This window comes from Flaviflexus salsibiostraticola (assembly GCF_003952265.1).
GTDB lineage: Bacteria > Actinomycetota > Actinomycetes > Actinomycetales > Actinomycetaceae > Flaviflexus > Flaviflexus salsibiostraticola.
The window spans coordinates 2,503,514-2,519,022 of sequence record NZ_CP034438.1; the positions used below are offsets into that span (position 1 = coordinate 2,503,514).

14 protein-coding genes and 3 tRNA genes are annotated in these 15,509 nt (G+C 66.7%); 12 read left to right on the forward strand and 5 right to left on the reverse strand.

What is annotated here, in order from left to right:
* Nucleotides 1-68 precede the first annotated feature (68 nt).
* The 8 genes from EJO69_RS11690 to EJO69_RS11725 all read left to right on the forward strand — a co-directional run bounded on the left by EJO69_RS11690 (nt 69) and on the right by EJO69_RS11725 (nt 4,327).
* Nucleotides 69-149, forward strand: a tRNA-Tyr gene (locus EJO69_RS11690).
* A 98-nt stretch (nt 150-247) separates the two neighbouring features.
* Nucleotides 248-320: transfer RNA gene (locus tag EJO69_RS11695), tRNA-Thr, on the forward strand.
* A gap of 32 nt (nt 321-352) precedes the next feature.
* Nucleotides 353-426: transfer RNA gene (locus tag EJO69_RS11700), tRNA-Met, on the forward strand.
* 54 nt (nt 427-480) lie between these two features.
* Nucleotides 481-651, forward strand: a complete 171-nt coding sequence (rpmG, locus tag EJO69_RS11705; RefSeq protein WP_054953237.1) for a 50S ribosomal protein L33 — start codon at nt 481-483, stop codon at nt 649-651.
* A gap of 86 nt (nt 652-737) precedes the next feature.
* Nucleotides 738-1,586, forward strand: coding sequence for an aminoglycoside phosphotransferase/kinase family protein (locus EJO69_RS11710; RefSeq protein WP_126042042.1), 849 nt, complete (start codon nt 738-740; stop codon nt 1,584-1,586).
* A gap of 228 nt (nt 1,587-1,814) precedes the next feature.
* Complete coding sequence (locus EJO69_RS11715) at nt 1,815-2,021, forward strand: cold-shock protein (protein ID WP_126042044.1); 207 nt, start codon at nt 1,815-1,817, stop codon at nt 2,019-2,021.
* Between the two features lie 175 nt (nt 2,022-2,196).
* Complete coding sequence (locus EJO69_RS11720; protein ID WP_126042046.1) at nt 2,197-3,216, forward strand: hypothetical protein; 1,020 nt, start codon at nt 2,197-2,199, stop codon at nt 3,214-3,216.
* Nucleotides 3,217-3,340: 124 nt separating this feature from the next.
* Entirely contained in the window at nt 3,341-4,327 is a 987-nt protein-coding gene (locus EJO69_RS11725) for an IS481 family transposase (RefSeq protein WP_126037620.1), read from the forward strand.
* Here the strand turns inward: EJO69_RS11725 and EJO69_RS11730 are convergent.
* Nucleotides 4,324-5,067 (reverse strand): META domain-containing protein, encoded by a 744-nt coding sequence (locus tag EJO69_RS11730; protein ID WP_126042048.1) that lies wholly within the window; start codon nt 5,065-5,067, stop codon nt 4,324-4,326. The two genes, EJO69_RS11725 and EJO69_RS11730, sit on opposite strands and share 4 nt — an antisense overlap.
* Nucleotides 5,068-5,147: 80 nt before the next feature.
* Between EJO69_RS11730 and EJO69_RS11735 the strand changes: the two genes are divergently transcribed.
* The gene (locus EJO69_RS11735; protein WP_126042050.1) at nt 5,148-5,630 is read left to right on the forward strand and encodes a SixA phosphatase family protein; all 483 of its coding nucleotides are present in this window, start codon (nt 5,148-5,150) and stop codon (nt 5,628-5,630) included.
* Between the two features lie 34 nt (nt 5,631-5,664).
* Here EJO69_RS11735 and EJO69_RS11740 read toward each other — a convergent pair whose 3' ends face one another.
* Nucleotides 5,665-6,528: a macrolide 2'-phosphotransferase gene (locus EJO69_RS11740; RefSeq protein WP_245993665.1), complete on the reverse strand. Its 864-nt coding sequence runs from the start codon at nt 6,526-6,528 to the stop codon at nt 5,665-5,667.
* Here EJO69_RS11740 and EJO69_RS11745 point away from each other — a divergent pair.
* The gene (locus EJO69_RS11745; RefSeq protein ID WP_245993666.1) at nt 6,499-7,743 is read left to right on the forward strand and encodes a UDP-N-acetylmuramate dehydrogenase; all 1,245 of its coding nucleotides are present in this window, start codon (nt 6,499-6,501) and stop codon (nt 7,741-7,743) included. The genes EJO69_RS11740 and EJO69_RS11745 overlap by 30 nt on opposite strands.
* Nucleotides 7,744-7,851: 108 nt before the next feature.
* Here EJO69_RS11745 and EJO69_RS11750 read toward each other — a convergent pair whose 3' ends face one another.
* Entirely contained in the window at nt 7,852-9,771 is a 1,920-nt protein-coding gene (locus EJO69_RS11750) for an oxidoreductase (RefSeq protein ID WP_126042052.1), read from the reverse strand.
* A gap of 306 nt (nt 9,772-10,077) precedes the next feature.
* Here EJO69_RS11750 and EJO69_RS11755 point away from each other — a divergent pair, with 306 nt between their 5' ends.
* Nucleotides 10,078-11,040: an IS481 family transposase gene (locus tag EJO69_RS11755; protein WP_126042053.1), complete on the forward strand. Its 963-nt coding sequence runs from the start codon at nt 10,078-10,080 to the stop codon at nt 11,038-11,040.
* On the opposite strand, the gene EJO69_RS11760 is transcribed toward EJO69_RS11755, so the two are convergent.
* Nucleotides 11,037-12,056, reverse strand: coding sequence for an adenosine deaminase (locus EJO69_RS11760; protein WP_126042055.1), 1,020 nt, complete (start codon nt 12,054-12,056; stop codon nt 11,037-11,039). The two genes, EJO69_RS11755 and EJO69_RS11760, sit on opposite strands and share 4 nt — an antisense overlap.
* A 69-nt stretch (nt 12,057-12,125) precedes the next feature.
* Here EJO69_RS11760 and EJO69_RS11765 point away from each other — a divergent pair, with 69 nt between their 5' ends.
* Nucleotides 12,126-13,382: a phosphotransferase family protein gene (locus EJO69_RS11765; protein WP_126042058.1), complete on the forward strand. Its 1,257-nt coding sequence runs from the start codon at nt 12,126-12,128 to the stop codon at nt 13,380-13,382.
* Here EJO69_RS11765 and EJO69_RS11770 read toward each other — a convergent pair whose 3' ends face one another.
* Complete coding sequence (locus EJO69_RS11770; protein ID WP_164519962.1) at nt 13,383-15,503, reverse strand: acyltransferase family protein; 2,121 nt, start codon at nt 15,501-15,503, stop codon at nt 13,383-13,385.
* Nucleotides 15,504-15,509: the final 6 nt, after the last annotated feature.

Sequence of the window (15,509 nt, forward strand, 5' to 3'; positions counted from 1 at the left end):
ACGCCTACCAGTTTGACACGACCCTGCTGTCACTTGGTAATCTCCATTTGCACCCTTACGGAGTGCGAGGCGGGTTGACCGAGCGGCCAATGGTATCTGACTGTAAATCAGACGCGAGAGCTACGGGGGTTCGAATCCCTCACCCGCCACAGCATGATTCGTCGTGCAGCGCGTGAGTATGGTCACCGCACCTCAGGCCCCAGCATTTTGGTTGGCAGCCCAGGGCGCTGGTAAAGTCGTTCGCGTCGCCCCGATAGCTCAGACGGCAGAGCGTCTCCATGGTAAGGAGAAGGTCCAGGGTTCAATTCCCTGTCGGGGCTCGATTTTGCGGAGTGAGTCCGTAGGATGTTGCGGCGGGGTAGCTCAGCTGGTCAGAGCGCACGACTCATAATCGTGAGGTCGCGGGTTCAAGCCCCGCCCCCGCTACAGAGAAGAGAGATTGCGGAACCGCCCGATCTCGCAGAACGAAGTGAGGACACCGTGGCATCGAAGTCTGCCGACGTACGCCCCAAGATCACCCTCGCCTGCGAGGTGTGCAAGGAGCGCAACTACATCACGAAGAAGAACCGTCGCAATAACCCCGACCGTCTTGAGATGAAGAAGTACTGCGCTCGTTGCAACGCATCGACGACGCACCGCGAGACCCGCTAGTTTCACTGCGAGACAGCGAGAACCCGCCTGGTCCAGCCAGGCGGGTTTTTTCGTACCCGCCTCCGAGCGGCATCTAGAGTTGAGCCATGGAGCGACTCCCGGGATTGACGCAGCGCCAGGCCGAGCTGGTCCGTGAGTGGTTTCCTCGCGCCGAGCTCATCGCCGATCTCTCCTGGGGGCTTACGGAGTCGACCGTGCTCCAGATGTCGACGGGGGCCCAGAATGTCGTCATTAAGGCCGGCGGCCACCACAACAGCCATATCGCCCGCGAGATTCGAGCCTACGAGACGGTCGTGCACAGCCTGGCCGAGCGCGGTGCAGCGCCGACGATGCTCCGCGCGGACCGGGAGCAGCGGCTCCTCGCCCTCACCCACATCCCCGGTGTCCTCGTCGACGGGGGGCCGCTCGAGAGCGATCCGGTCACTCTCAGGGCCGCAGGTGAGCTCCTGGGGGAGTTGCACGGGATGGGGAGCAGTGTCGACCAGGCCATCGAGGCCAACCTGGTCCGAGCCGCACTTCGGTGGTTCGACAGGCCGCACCGCATCCCGGCGGCCGCGGCGGCCCGAGCGCGCCGCGCGCTCGAAGACTATGAGCCCCGGCCCGCCGTGGTCGTCCCGAGCCACGGGGATTACAGCGGCCGCAACTGGATCGCCGCGGATCAGCTGGTCGTCATCGACTTCGGGCGGTTCGGTCACCGGCCGGCACGCCAGGATCTGCTGCGGATGCACTTTCGGCGATGGCACGATCACCCCGAGGAGCGGGTGGCTTTCTTCAGCGGCTATGGCGACATCGCCGACGCCGATGGGCACCGCTGGTGGCTCGACGTGCTGCGCGAGGCTGTGGCGACGGCGGGCTGGGCCCACAAGGTCGGCGACGAGGCGTTCGAGGTGCTGGGACTGCGTTTCATCGACGTCGCCCTTGACGAGATCGGCTGACATTCGACCCGCACAGCGACTGTCCGAATTTCACTGTGAGCATCATCGCCATTCGATCGGTGGCGCAACTGCCCCCGATGCGCGTAAGGTCAGTCTCGACCGCACAGAAGGTGTTGTACGGTATTCACGACAGATCCTCGGAACTTTGTTCCTTCTGCAATGAGTGACGAACTAGCACCACCAGGGGGATCGACAGTCGTTCTCCCTAAGCCAGAAGGGACAAGTTTTATGGCTACAGGTATTGTCAAATGGTTCAACGGCGACAAGGGCTTCGGCTTCATCGAGGCTGACGATCAGTCCGCCGATGTTTTCGTCCACTACTCCGCAATCCAGTCGAAGGGTTTCCGTACCCTTGATGAGGGTGCGAAGGTCGAGTACGACGTCGAGCAGGGCCCCAAGGGCCCGCAGGCCACCAATCTCACAGTGATCGGCTGATTCTCCGATCCGAGAAGGGCCGCTGTCTTCGGACAGCGGCCCTTCCGCATATGCCGACGGTTTCCGTGGGCTATGCGTGAACAACAGCGGTTGGGCCGGGTGACACACCCCGCTAGAGTCGTCTGGGAAGTTGGCTGCGGGCGTGGTCGCAGTGCTGAGAGTAAGGACAGAGTTGATGAGCGGCGGGTTCAAGGTCGATGTGGTGGCGGACCATGGCCCTCCCGAACGGACCGTCGCGAAGATCCTCAATGAGCAGAGACTCGAGGGAGTTCGGCAGGTATACAGACAGCTGCCCCTCAAGCCCAACGGTGAGCTCGATCTCGACGGTGTCATGCAGTGGGCGGCGGACGACAGGGCCGACCTGCTCATCGTCGTCACCGAGACGCCGCGTAGAACCGGCCCCCGCCCGAAGATCGCGGGCATCTATGTCGACGAGGGTCTCGTCATCATCTCCCTGCCCGCCCTCGGCCTCGTCAACATTCAGCACAAGCTGGAGAAGGTCATTGAGACGGCGATCGGCATCTGCCGGGATGGCAGGCTGACCGGCGCCCACAAGTCTGCCCTGTGGCCCTACCGTGTCGGGTACGGCAGATCGCGGAGCGAGACGAGAGTCTTCGTCCACGCCCCGCGCGTCCTGCCGGGCAGGATCGTCCTCGTCCTCGGCATGGTGAAGATGAACGAGCCGCTCAAGACCCTGCCGAAGCTCACCAGTGCCCTGGCCGCCGCGGCCGCGACGAGCGCGTTCGGCATCTTCTATGGCTCGATCTGGCAGATGGCAGCCGCGCTGCCGACGATCCGCCTCGCAGCCATCGCACTCACCGTCATCGTTCTCATGGCGGGATGGCTCATCAGCTCCAATCGCCTCTGGAACCGGGGGCGGCGCTACGGAAGCATCGCAGAGGGCGCCATGTACAACGCGGCTGTCGTCGTCACGCTCCTCATGGCGGTGTCCCTTCTCTATGCCACACTCTTCGTCGGCGTTCTTCTGGCCGGGCTCATCATCATCGAGGCGGGCTACCTCTCCGAGGTCCTCGGCGAGGAGGCGAGCTTCAGGCACTACCTCGACATCGCGTGGCTGGCCGCGTCGATGGGCACCGTCGCCGGTGCGCTCGGCTCGAACTTCGACAGCGACGAGGATCTCAAGCGGCTCACGCACGGCCGGCGTGAGGCGCTGCGCATGGAGGAGCGGGGCTAGCTGTACTGACCGGACAGGTTGGTTGAGGCAGTGCGATGACACGCGCTGACTTGTGACGTGAAGAGAGGGCCTTCCGCGATTGAGTGGGAGTTGCGAAACCAGCACTCCGAGGAAGGCCCTCCGTATGTCCCACGCTAATGCAGCCCTGACCCCTCGCGCCCGTTTGACCGTCGCCCGGCTCGTCGTCGACCAGCAGGTGCCGATTGCCGAGGTCGCGGCTCGGTTCCAATGCTCCTGGCCGACGGTCAAACGCTGGGCCGACCGCTACAGGTCTGGTGAGTCCATGCAGGACCGTTCCTCTCGCCCGAAGACCTCGCCCCACCAGACCCCGTTGAAGATCAGAAGACGAATCGTGAGCCTGCGGCTGCGGCTACGGGAAGGACCGGTCCAGCTGGCCGTCCGGGTCGGGCTGGCACCCTCGACCGTTCATCAGATCCTGCGCCACTGCCGACTGAACAGACTCGCTCACGTAGACCGCGCCACCGGGGAGCCGGTGCGCCGCTATGAACACCCCCACCCCGGCTCGATGATTCACGTCGATGTGAAAAAGCTCGGCAACATCCCCGACGGCGGCGGCTGGCGCTTCGTCGGTCGCCAACAGGGAGGCCGCAACCGCATAGCAACGCCGGACAAGGCCCGCAACCACCACCACAACCCGAAGATGGGCCACGCCTTCGTCCACACCGTCATCGATGACTACTCTCGCGTCGCCTACGCCGAAGTCCACAATGATGAAACCGCTCTCACTGCCGTCGGGGTGTTGGAGCGGGCCACAGCCTGGTTCAACACCCGAGGCGTCACCGTCGAAAGAGTGCTCTCCGACAACGGTCCGGCCTACCGCTCGATATTATGGCGCGAAACCTGCGCCAGGCTGAAGATCACAGCAAAACGGACCCGCCCGTACCGACCCCAGACCAACGGGAAGATCGAGCGCTTCCACCGCACCCTGGCAGACGGGTGGGGCTACGCCCGCTGCTACACCTCAGAAACCGAGCGACGAGACGCCCTACCAGGATGGCTGCATCACTATAATCATCACCGACCCCACACAGCCTGCGACAGGCTCGCCCCAATCACCCGCTTAACCAACCTCCCCGGACAGTACAGCTAGCGCCTCGACAGTTCGAGCACGATGGTGCCCGACTCGTTCCAGATCGTCATCGTCCGCCCCTCGACCCGGTATCGCGCCGCGGTTCGCAGCGCCTCCGCCACGGCCGACTCCTGCTCCATGACGCCGACGGGCTCCGAACAGTACACATCAGTCGTCGTGAGCTCGCCGACGGCCAGGGACCCGCGTTCCGCCTCGTAGGCGCCGTCCACCGTGTTGCAGCCGGCACTCGCCCACAGTCGGCTGCCGTCGAAGGAGACGGATGACTGGGGGTCGGGAAGGACCGAGACGCGCCCGGGATCGTCAAGGTAGCTGACGATCTCCCACGACGTCTGGGTGAGATCCTGGCTGACTGCGCTGAAGGCGACGAGAATCTGTCCATCCTCGCTCGTCAGTTCGAGCGAGGACTCCGTCATCGCGAAGCCCGTCGCGGATTCGAGTGCGCGCAGGTAGCGCTGCTCCAGATCCATCGTCCCCTCATCGCAGGCCATGAGAGTCGACATGATCGGCTCCGTGAGGGCGAAGCGAGTCCCCGAGATTTCGTAGCCGGCCCCGTAGAGATTGCATCCGGACCTGCCGCCCATCCGACCATCCTCGAAGATGGCCGTGACCTCGGCGTCGCCGACGTCCTGGCCTGCGACCTGCGAAGCGGTCCACACCGTCCCATCGACCATGTCGTCCTCCACACTGCGGCAACCCGCCAACAGAACCGCGAGGATCGCCGCTGCCACGAAGCGCCGCATAGAACCACCCCCTGCTGTGGCTCGAGACTACACCGGGCCACGCCCGGCCGGGCAGGTCTTCTGGCCGGTAGGCTGAGCCCATGCCCACCCTGCTCGTCATGAGGCACGCGAAGTCCTCCTGGAGCACCGGCCTCGCCGACCACGAGAGGCCGCTGAACGGACGTGGGCGTCGCCAGGCAGTGGCCGCCGGTGAGTGGCTCGCCGAGCATCATCCGACGATCGACAGAGTGCTCTGCTCATCATCAAGCCGCACACGCGAGACCCTGGAACGAGTCCGCGACGGCGGCGTGCAGATCGGCACGGTCACGTTCCACCGGGATCTGTATGAGTCCACGCCGACTGAGGCTCTGGGACTTCTGCGTGGTCTGGACGGCGAGCAGACGGTTCTGCTGCTGGGCCACTACCCCGGCGCCCCGATGCTGGTCGAGATGCTCGACCCGGCCAGTCCCGAGCTCGATTTCGTCACAAGCGCGATCGCCGCGCTCGACATCGACGGCCCCTGGGCAGCGGTGGGGCGGGGGAGCGGCAGGCTCACGTCGTTTGTCGCACCGGGACGGGAGTGAGGCGGGCGGTGTCCAGCACCCCGAGCCGACCCCATCACCCCGCCAGGCCGGCCTGCGCGGCGGCTCGATGGTCGGGGTCGCCTGTCTGCAGCGCATACAGCGCGTAGCTGAGCGGGGCGGTCGACATGAGCTCGATACAGTGCTCCTCAAGGCGCGGCCAGACCTCACCGCCGCGCGTGACGTACCGGTCGGCCATGGCGCGAAATGCGGCGGGTGGTGCGATGGAGTGATAGATCGCGAAATCTCGGGCAGGGTCGCCCACCTCGGCGGTGGTCCAGTCGAGCACCGCCGTAATCCGCTCACCGTCAATGAGGGTGTGAGCCGGATAGATCTCGCCATGGGTCAGCACCGACTGCCCGGGCCAGTACGAGTCATCGTCCAGCCACGCCCGCCACCGGTCGATAAGGGCGTCAGCGATTGTGAAGTCGCCGGCGACCTGCTCGATGGTCGTCGCCCAGTGGGCACGGACCTCCTCCGGCGAGCGGACGGGCACCCCGGTGGTCGCAGCATGGTCCGTATTGACGGCATGCAGCTCATACAGCAGGTCGCCCATCGACTCCGCGTAGACGAGCGACGCTATGTCGATGTGGAAGATGGGCTCGCCGGACTCGATCGTGAGACCCGGCGACCCCGGTAGCAGCGGGTAGGCGATGAGCTCGGGTGTGTGGATCCGCCAGTCAGGGACCGGCACAGAGAGGGCTGGCGCCACGAGCTCGAGCACCCTCCGCTCGACCATCGACGGCGCATGGAGCCCGGGCCGCCGGGGAATCCGCAGCACCCACCCCTGGCCCTCCGCGCAGCCGATGACGACCCGATAGTCGAGGCCCATGTCGTTGGACGTGAGGGAAGCGGGGTCAAGGTCGAGGCCGTGCCGGCGTGCGAGATCGATGTCATCCACACAGACAGCCTGAAGCAGGTCCGGCCGCACTTCAAGTGCATCGCCTCCCACCTGCTCGTCAGCGCCGCCATGGTGTACGGGTCTAAGCTTGGCGGTATGAGCTGTTCCATCATCGAACCGAATGAATCCGTCGAGGTCGGACCGAGCGTCCCGTCGACCCGCCGCACGGGCGAGCGGGCCTTCGCCGATCTGACGACGATCGCCACCGGCGGCCCGGTGGGCGAGCTTGTCCGCGCCACGAGCGAGGAGGAGATCGTTGAGGCCGTCCGAGACGCGGACGAGAACGGCATGGAGGTGCTCCTGCTCGGCGGCGGCTCGAACCTCCTTGTCTCGGACGAGGGCTTCTCAGGCAGGGTCATCATCGACACGCGCAACAGCATCGAGCAGGTCCATCTCTCAGGATGTGGGGGAGCGATCCTCCGCGGCACGGCGGGAACGCCGTGGGATGAATTCGTCACCATTGCAATCTCCCAGGGATGGAACGGAATCGAGGCGCTCTCCGGCATCCCCGGCTCGCTCGGTGCCTCGCCGGTCCAGAACGTCGGCGCGTACGGTCAGGAGATCTCCGACACGCTCTACTCGGTCCGCGTCTACGACAGGCAGACGAAGAGGCGCACCGACCTCGCCCCGGCCGAGCTCGGCCTGTCCTACCGCAGCTCGAAGCTCAAGGAGTCGACGACCGAGTGGGGCGCGACGGGCCGCTGGATCGTCCTGTCCGTCACCTTACAGCTCGGCCTGGCCACGAATTCCACGCCGATCGCCTACAGCCAGCTCGCCGCCGCCCTCGACGTCGAGGTCGGCGCACGCGTGCCCGCGACCCGCCTGCGTAAGGCGGTGCTCGAGCTGCGACGCTCGAAGGGTATGGTCCTTGATGACGCCGACCGGGACACGTATTCGCTCGGCTCCTTCTTCACGAACCCGATCGTCCCCGCGTCAGAGATCCCCGAGGGGGCGCCCAGGTACCCCTACGGGGATCGTTTCAAGACCTCCGCCGCCTGGCTCATCGACAATGCAGGCTGCCGAAAGGGCTACGGTGCCGACCTGACCGGCGGCAGGGCCTCGCTCTCCACCAGGCACACGCTCGCCATCACCAACAGGGGAGGCGCGACGACCGCCGACGTTCTCACCGTCGCTCGCAGCGTGCGCTCGCGGGTGGAGGAGGCCTTCGGCGTCACCCTCGTCAATGAGCCCTTCCTCCTCGGAACCGACCTGTAGCGGAGGCCATTCACACAGCGTGTGGCGCTGGCTTCTGGACGCAGGTCGTTGGGGGCAGAACTGGTGAGGGGCACCGTTCCGATGGAACGGTGCCCCTCACCAGTTGCCTCAGATGGTGAAGGCCAACTCGTAGGCGTCGTTGACGGCGTCGCCCACCTTCCGCGGCTGGACGCAGTCGCCCACGGTGAGGACCTGAGCACCGAGAGCCTCGCCGAGCTCGGTTGCGGGCCGCAGACCGAAGGCGGTGATGACGGTGTCAGCCTGGATCATCTGCGTGCCCGTGGGGCCGTCGGCGAGGACCCCCTCGGGGACGATCTCGGTGACGGTCGTCTGGGTGAGGATCGTGACGCCGTGGCGGTCGAGCTCCCGCTGGAGGGAGACGCGGTTGAGCATGAGCATGTCGCGGGCGATCTCCTCCTCCATCTCGACGATCGTCACCTCGTGGCCCTCTTCGGCGAGTTCGAGAGCCGCGTCGGCGCCGGATAGGCCGCCGCCGCACACGACGACACGCCTGCCGATCTCTGCGCCCTCGTGGAAGGCGAGCACGTCGACCGCATGTTCGGCCCCGATGATCGACTGGGGGACGAACGGGTGTGAGCCTGCCGCGACGACGATGACATCAGCCCCGTCGAGCGCCTCATCACCTGGCGTGATCTCACGGCCGAGGTGGATGGTGACCGTGTCGATCTGGGTGAGCTGGTGCTCCCACCACTCGATCATGCGGAACAGCTCCCGCTTGAAGTCGGGCGTGGCTGCCGGAAGGAGAACGCCTCCGACGCGGTCCGCGCGGTCGTACACATCGACCGTGTGGCCCTTGAGGCCCGCGACGCGGGCGAACTCGAGACCGGCCGGGCCGGCGCCGATGACGGTGATCCGCTTCGGACTGTCCGTCTGGGTGATGATCCGCTCCGCCTCGTAGCCCACTTCGGGGTTGACGGCGCATCCGATCGCCTTGCCGAAGAAGGCGTTGCCGGTGCAGAGCTGATTGCAGCGGATGCAGGGACGGATGTCCTCGGGGCGGCCTTCCCTGAGCTTGGTGACGATGTCGGGGTCGGCGATGAGTCCGCGGCCGATGACGATGAGGTCTGCCTCGCCCCGGGCGAGGATCTCCTCGCCCGATTCGGGCGTGATGTTGCCGCAGGCGCCGACGGGGATGGAGACGGCGCTCTTAACCGCCTTCGCCGCGGACACCATGCAGTCGTCGCCGAGGTAGTAGGGCGGGAACACGTAATCCATCGCCTCGTAGGAGCCGTTGTCGCACAGGATCATGTCGAGGCCGCCCGCCTCGAGGGCCTTGACGATCCCCTCCGTCTCCTCCCAGGTCCGGCCACCCTCGAAGAGATGATCGACCGAGATGCGGAAGGAGACGACGACGCCGGGCGCGTTCGCCTTGATCGCCTGGATGCACTCGACTGCGAAGCGTGCCCGGTTCTCGGCGCTGCCGCCGTACCTGTCGGTGCGCCGGTTCCAGACCGACGACATGAACTGGTCGACGAGGTAGCCGGTATGGCCGTGCAGGTCGATGACATCGAATCCCGCCTCGTAGGCGCGCCGCGCGGCCTCGCCGGTGCGCTGAACGATGAGATCGATCTCATGGGTCTCAAGCGGTCGACAGATCCGCGTCGGATCGAAGAAATACGGGTTGTCGGACGACGAGACGGGCTCCATACCCATCGCGTCGTAGTACTGGTTGTTGCGGCCCAGGCCCGGGGTCAGCTGAAGCCCGGCAAGGCCGCCACCCGCGTGGATCGCGTCGGCGATCCCCTTGAGTCCCGCCGTGTGCTCATCGGTGTCTGCGCGGGCGAGTCCGGGCGAAATCGGTTCGAAGTCGGACTGGACGAAGTTGATGCCGGTGATGACGAGCCCGGTGCCGCCTCGGCTGCGTGCGCCGTAGTAGGCGGCCTCCCGGGGCGTGGACCTGCCGTCCTCGAGCCCCATCTCCGTGCCCATCGGCGCCAGCACGACCCTGTTCGGCAGGGTAAGTGGCCCGATCGTGAGCGGTGAGAGAATGCGGTCATATGTGGTCATGGTGACTCTCCTCAGGTGACGTGGCCTGACTCAATCCTTACCCAAGTGAGGTCGAAGAGTCCGGGACGGAAGTCCGTTCTGTCTGATTTACGGAAGTCCGTTCTGTCTGATTTGAGGAGTGGGAGCGGCACGCCGGACACACTCCGGCGGGCAGCAGTGCGGCGCCGCGACCGAGCAGGGTCGTGGCAGGGCTGGGCGCGTCCGGGCTAGGTGTAGTTCCTCGGGAGGTTGTGAACGCTCGAGTTAGATGAAGACCTCCGGCAGGATGTGGGTTACCACACTCGCATCCAGTAACCGGAGGTCTTCATGTCCCACGCTAACGCACCATTGACCCCTGTGGGCAGGCAGCGTCTGGCTTCTCTGATCGTCGATCAGGGATGGTCGATCAGACGCGCAGCGGAGCGATTCCAAGTCTCACCGGCAACCGCATCGAAATGGGCGTCCCGCTACCGCGCGGGCGAACCTCTCGCGGACCGGTCCTCTCGACCGCACCACTCACCTGCGAGGCTTGCCATGCGGCGCGAGCACCGCATCATCAGCCTGCGGTTCACCCGCCGGTGGGGACCGCACCGGATCAGCCACCACCTGGGCATCCCGCGATCCACGGTCGAACGCGTCCTTACCCGGTACCGGATGCCTCTGCTGGCACATCTGGATCAGACAACCGGACTGCCGGTCCGTAAGCCTCGCCCTGTGCGCTACGAGAAACAGCGTCCGGGTGAGCTTGTGCATGTCGACATCAAGAAGCTCGGCCGTATCCCTGACGGTGGTGGACATCGCATGCTCGGACGCGCCAACGGCAGGCGTAACCGTCGCCATGGCGTCGGGTACGCGTTTCTGCACCACGCGGTCGATGACTACTCACGCCTGGCCTACTCCGAGATCCTTGCCGACGAGAAGAAGGAAACCGCCGCCGAGTTCTGGAATCGAGCCCGTACATTTTTCGCCCAGGCCGGAGTGACCATCACGGCGGTGATGACCGATAACGGGTCTTGTTACCGCTCTCGAACGTTCGCAGCCGCGCTCGGACCACAAGTGAAACATCGTCGAACTCGTCCGTATCGGCCCCAGACCAACGGCAAGGTTGAACGTTTCAACCGCACCCTCGCCACCGAGTGGGCCTACGCCCAGATGTACGAAAGCGACGGAGCCAGGGCCGCAACGTACAGCACCTGGCTCCACCACTACAATCATCACCGACCCCACACCGGAATCGGAGGACAGACTCCCTCAGACCGTGTTCACAACCTCACTGGGAACTACAGCTAGGGCGTGTCCGCGAGCCAGTCGTCGACCTCGCGGCGCCACTGTCTCTTCTTCGACTCCGAGGCGAGCGAGGCATCAATGGAGGAGACTGCCATCTGTGCGAGCTGGCGGTCGCTCGCCCCGAGGTCGCGGGCGATCTGGTACTGGTCGGTGAGCCGTGACAGGAAGAGGAGCGGGTCATCGGCGGAGAGGGCGATCTGGGCGCCGGAGGCGAACAGCTGCTGGAGCGGCACGGCCGACTCGTCTGGGTAAACGCCGAGGGCGACGTTCGAGGCGGGGCACACCTCGAGGGCGATGCCGGCATCGACGATCCTCTTGAGCAGGTCGGGGTCCTCGGACGAGCGGACCCCGTGGCCGATCCTGGTCGGCTTGAGGTGGGCAACGACCTCACGCAGGTGGTCGGGGCCGAGCAGCTCGCCGCCGTGCGGCACCGCGGCCAGGCCTCCTCTGCGGGCGATGTTGAAGGCGGCCGCCCACTCGGAGGTGGTGCCGCGCCGTTCGTCGTTCGAGAGGCCGAAGCCGATGATGTCGCCGGGCTGGTCGCCCGCCATCGACACCGCGAGTCGGGCCAGCGTCCTCGCGTCGAGCGGGTGCTTCATGCGGGAGGCGGCGACGATGACGCCGACCTCGACACCGGTTGCCTTCGATGCCTCTCGGGCCTCGTCGACGACGATCTCGAGCGCCGGGGTCAGCCCGCCGACGTGCGGGGCATAGGAGGTGGGGTCGACCTGGATCTCGAGCCGGCGGGAGCCCTCCCGTGCGTCATCCTCCGCGGCCTCCCGGATGATCCGGCGCATCGCCGCCTCGCTGGACACGACCTTGCGGGCGGCGTCGTACGAGCGCTGGAAGCGGAACCAGCCGCGCTCGTTCGCGGGAACGGAGAGGGCGACATTGTCGACCAGATTCTGGGGTAGACGAATCCCCTGCTCCTCCGCCATCTCACGCAGAGTGGAAACTCGCATGGAGCCGGTAAAGTGGAGGTGCAGGTGCACTTTCGGCAGGTTATCCAGGTCGCGCACACTGCCAATCTGCCAAAGGTTTGCCCGCCGCGCAAACAGGGCGGCCGACAACGGAGGGATCAGAGCCGGATGAGCATGACGGACCAGGCGCTGCAGGAGACGCGCGAAGTCGAGCTGCTGACCGGACCCGACGCCGGGGATATGCTCGGTGCCGCCCTCGCGAGCAGCGGCACGGTGCGAACCTGGAAGGTCCATTCCGTCCATCACCGCCCGGGTGCCGGGGTCACTGTCGGCTACAGTGTCCGCCTCGACGGACCCGCCGGCGCCGCCGACCACTATGTCTGTGCCACGACGGGCAGAGTCTCCCAGGAGCCCTCCGACATCCTCGTCCGCGTCGACGGCCCGGACGGCATCGCCGTCCACGTGTGGCTGCACCCGAACGACCCGGAGCTGCCCGCCCTCAAGACCGCCTGCGAGTCGGGGGCGATGAGCAGATTCGTCGGCCAGCGGGTCAAGCTCGAGCTCCTCTCCTACCGGCCGACCCGGCGCGGGGTTCTCCGGGTGAGCTGCCGGGACGGGTCGCGGGCCTTCGCCAAGGTCGTGCGGCCGGCTCATGTCCGCTCCCTTGTCAGGCGGCACACGATGCTCGTCGACGCGGGTGTGCCGGCCCCGCGGGTCCTCAAGGACACCGAGGACGGCCTCGTCCTCATCAGCGCCGGTGAGGGCGAGCCGCTCGCCAACATGCTGTCGCGGGGCATGGGGGACAGGACGGACCAGGTCCTCGATAATCTCACCTCGCTGCTCGACATCCTCCCGGAGGCCGCCCTCACTCTCACCCGGCGGCCCGCCTGGTCAGAACGCGCCGATCACTACGCGAATGCGGCGACCACCGTCCTGCCCCAACACCGAGCCCGCCTCGAGCTCCTCGCCGACGGTGTCAAGCACCTCATGACGAACTCGGACCCCGGTCCCGTCGTCCCCACTCACGGGGATTTCTACGAGGCCAACATCCTCATGAACCCGGGCACGACAGAGGTCTCGGCCCTCATCGACGTCGATTCGCTCGGCCCCGGCCACCGGGTCGACGACCTCGGGTGCCTCCTCGGGCACGTCTCAGTTCTGCCCCACCTCGCCCCGCATTCGTACCCCCACGTGCCGGACGAGCTCGAGCGCTGGACGAAGCGGCTGGAGCGGGCCGTGGACCCGGTCGCGCTCATGGCGCGGTGCGCAGGCGTCACCCTGTCCCTTATCGCCGGCGCACGCCGCGAGGGGTCAGGGGAGTGGCTGAGCGACGCCGAGGGACGCCTCGCCGCGGCTGAGCTCTGGCTGGCCCGCGGCCACAGCCACCTGGCACGCAGAACGCGCGCGCAGGCAACGCGAAGCTGATCAGCGCCCCAGGCTTCCCCACGTCTCCGGTGTCAGGGAGCCGGCGGGGGCAGTGAACAGGTCCGGGGTGAGGCTGCGAAGCTCGGACTCGATGAAGGTCCGGGCCGAGGAGGCGAAGGTCGCCGTCAGGTGGTTATCGTCCCGCAGGACGCGAACGTTGCCGACCTGCGCATAGCACGACTCCTCATCGCACAGATACTTCGACGTGTCGAAGGCGCGCGCGGTCTCGGAGACTTGGGGGAGGCCCTCACGGTCAATCTCGGCGCTGTAGAAATCGCTGCGCGGCGCCTCGCAGCGCGTGTGGGCGGCCGAGTCATCTGCCAGACACGCAAGCCAGTCCTCGGTGCGGTGCGGGTTCTCGCGGAAGAGGAAGACGGGGATCCCGGCGTCGGTCACCCGGCGGACGGCGTCGACCATGCCGGGGGTGGCCGCCTCGGGCTCTCCCGCGAGCCGCGTCGTGCCCGTCGTGACGACGAGCGCGGGCCGGCGCCGCTCGATGACGTCCTGCATGTTCTCGTTCCACGCGACGCACGATTCATCGATCGGCAGCCCTGCGCTGTTCCTCACGCTGTCCGTCGTGAACAGGCACCCGGACTTCTCATACACCTCGAGATCCCAGCCGTACTCGACCGCCATCGCCGCCATCGGCTCGGCCCACTGGCCGGTGTGGGAGCCGCCGACCATGAGGACGAGTGAGCCCTCGTCGGCTTCTGGATGCTGGCAGGACGTCGTCTCGCTGCCGGAGTAGCGCTGGATGCAGGGCTCTGCCTTATTGAGCGTCGCGTACCATCCCGCGTCGGACCGGAGGATATCGCGGGACGGCACGGGGTCGAGCGCGGCGATCGTGACGGACTCAGGGGCCACCATCGCCCCCGCACCCGGGTAGTCCGTCTCGACCACCATGGCCTCAAACGCTGCCGTCTCCTGCTCGAACCGGTCTGCGGAGTGGGCGAGGGCGCCGGAGGCGGCGATGAAGGCGAGAACCGTCGTTGTCGCCCCCGTCGCGAGCGCACGCGCCGGGGTGGGGAAGGCAGGCCGCCAGTTCGCGGCACGGTCCTCGAAGAGGGACTTGCCGGCGACTCCTGCAGCGAGTGACAGGGCGAGGACGGCCGCGGCCGTCGCGGGGTCCGCCTGCTCCCGTCCGGTGATGATGAGGGCGAAGATGAGAATCGGCCAGTGCCAGAGGTAGAGGGAGTAGGAGATGTCACCGAGCCTCTGGAAGGGCCGGGCGGTGAGCAGCCGGTCCGCGCCCCATCGAACGTGTGTCTGGCCGGCGATGAGGAACAGACAGATGCCGGCGATCGGCCAGAGTGCTGCGGGCCCGGGGAAGAGGGCGGCTCCGTCGAGGACGAAGCCGCACGAGACGATGAGGGCGATGCCGATCCAGGACAGGATGCCGCGCGCGACGGGGCTGAGACGGATCCGGGCCACGACAAGGCCGAGCATGCCGGGCAGGGTGAGCTCCCACGCCCGCGTCAAGGTGGAGAAGTAGGCAGCCGCCTGATTGGTCGCCGTCTCCTCCATCGCCCACCAGAACGACGCCGCCGTCACGACCCCGAGTGCCATGAGGAGGGCCGTGCGCGGGGAGCGGTGCACTTTCGCCGCCGCCCAGGCGACCGCCATGACGAAGAACGTCATGACGACGTGGAACTGGCCCTGGATCGACGTCGACCAGATGTGCTGGAGCGGTGATGTGCCGGGCCCTGCCGCGTCGTAGGTGAGCTGGGAGGTGATGAGCTCCCAATTCTCGTAGAAGAGGATCGACGCCCTCATCTCTGCGAACAGCTGCGGCTGTTCGGAGAGGGGAACGACGATTGTGCCGGCCATCCCGACGGCCAGCAGCACCGGCAGGAGCGGGACGACGAGGCGACGGATGAGGCCCGAGAAGCGCGCCGCGAGATCGATGCGCCAGCCGCCCGTCGTGCGTCCCAGCAGGCTCGGCAGCGCGAGGAAGCCGGTGATGGCGAGGAAGACATCGATGCCGCCCGACACCCGCCCTGCGGCAAAGATGTGGAAGACGACGACGAGGAGGATCGCGAGGCCGCGGACACCGTGGAGCTCCGGACGAAAACGACGGCCGTCGCGCAGCGGGCGCAGCGGCGGAGGGGGGAGGGTGGGCACCCTCCC